1 protein-coding gene is annotated in these 279 nt (G+C 58.4%); it reads left to right on the top strand.

Annotated elements, in window-relative coordinates; genetic code table 11:
• Window positions 1-81: 81 nt before the first annotated feature.
• Window positions 82-279, top strand: a 198-nt coding sequence (locus tag P2081_RS21275) for a hypothetical protein (RefSeq protein ID WP_369011422.1), incomplete at its 3' end; no start/stop codon positions are given.

Genomic DNA, 279 nt, shown 5'->3' with positions numbered 1-279 from the left:
CAGCAGCCCAGCACTCGCGCTCTCTTCAACCAGGGTCAGAACTACTACAACCAGACCCAGCAGCAGCAGCAGCAGTACACTCTGCCCCAGAACCTGATCCTGCCCAAGGGCTCCCAGAACGGCCAGCAGTACGTGTTCGTCGTCGCTGTGAACCAGTACCAGCCCAACAACAACCAGGACAACAACAACCAGAACCAGAACCAGGTCAACGACAACCGTCCCCAGGGCTTCCCCTTCGACCGTCAGGTCAACGCCAACAACTTCCAGCAGGCCAAGAAC

The organism is Pseudophaeobacter profundi (assembly GCF_029697505.1).
In the GTDB taxonomy this organism is placed as follows: Bacteria; Pseudomonadota; Alphaproteobacteria; order Rhodobacterales; family Rhodobacteraceae; genus Pseudophaeobacter; species Pseudophaeobacter profundi.
The sequence above is the reverse complement of the archived record's forward strand: the minus strand, read 5'-3'. Positions and strand labels throughout refer to the sequence as shown.